1 protein-coding gene is annotated in these 1,054 nt (G+C 69.3%); it reads right to left on the bottom strand.

Annotated elements, in window-relative coordinates:
- Positions 1 to 10: 10 nt before the first annotated feature.
- Positions 11 to 946 (bottom strand): RNA polymerase sigma-70 factor, encoded by a 936-nt coding sequence (locus ACWCPF_RS45480; RefSeq protein WP_451051037.1) that lies wholly within the window; start codon positions 944 to 946, stop codon positions 11 to 13.
- Positions 947 to 1,054: the final 108 nt, after the last annotated feature.

Below are 1,054 nucleotides of genomic sequence, written 5' to 3'. Positions count from 1 at the left end.
GACCGCCCGGCTAGAACCTGTCCTGACGGGTGCGCGAATCGAGGAAGGCGGCGATCTTGCCGGGATGGAACACCCACATCACCTTGTGGATGCCTTCGTCCGAGGCGGCGATCGTCATGAACGTGGTGGGCTCGTCGTTGCGGTAGATCAGCACGCCGGTCCGGCCGTTGGAGTGGACCGGCCTGGGGTCCGCCTCGGGCCAAAACCGGGGAAAGGCGGTCGACAGGTTGGCCACGCGCGCCCGCCCCAGCACCGGGACCCGGGCGGCGCCCCGCATGCCATTGCCGTCGGACAGGCTGACGGCGTCGGGGGTGAGCAGGGCTTCCAGCGAGGCCACGTCCCCCGTCCGAGCCGCCGAGACGAACGCGTCGAGCAGGCGCCGGTGCTCCGTGGCGTCCACGGTCTCGCGATGCTCGTCCGTCAGATGCTTGCGCGCACGGCTGACGATCTTCCGCACGTTGACGAGGCTGAGCCCGAGGATCGCTGCGATCTCGGGGTAGGTGTAGTCGAACGCCTCACGCAGCACGTATGCGGCGCGTTCGGTCGGGCTCAGTCTCTCCAGCACCAGCAGCAGGGCCATTTCCAGCGCTTCCGCGCGCTGCGCGCCCACCTCCGGGTCCGAGCTCGTGTCGACGGGCTCGGGCAGCCACGGCCCGATGTAGGTCTCCCGGCGCACCCGCGCCGACTGCGCGACGTTGATGGCCAGGCGGGTCGTGGCGCTGGAGAGGAAGGCGACGGGGTTGAGGACCACCGAGCGGTCCGTCTTCTGCCAACGCAGCCACACCTCCTGGACCACGTCCTCGGCCTCCACGGCGCTGCCGAGCACACGGTAGGCGATCCCGAAGAGACGCTTTCGGCACTGCACGAAGACGGCGACGGCGTCGTCGAGGTCACCGTCCGTGGCGGACGGCTCGTGATGCATGGTCGTGTGATCACTCAAAGACATGGCCGCTCCAATCGCATCTCCTGCATAGACCGGACGCGACCCGATCCTGTGACAGACCCGGAGCAGCGGGGTCGGCACCTGTCGTCGATCAGCGGGGCGCCGGGGGCT

This window comes from Streptomyces sp. NPDC001858 (assembly GCF_053594615.1).
Note: the sequence above shows the minus strand (reverse complement) of the source record. Positions and strands in the feature narration are given on the sequence as shown.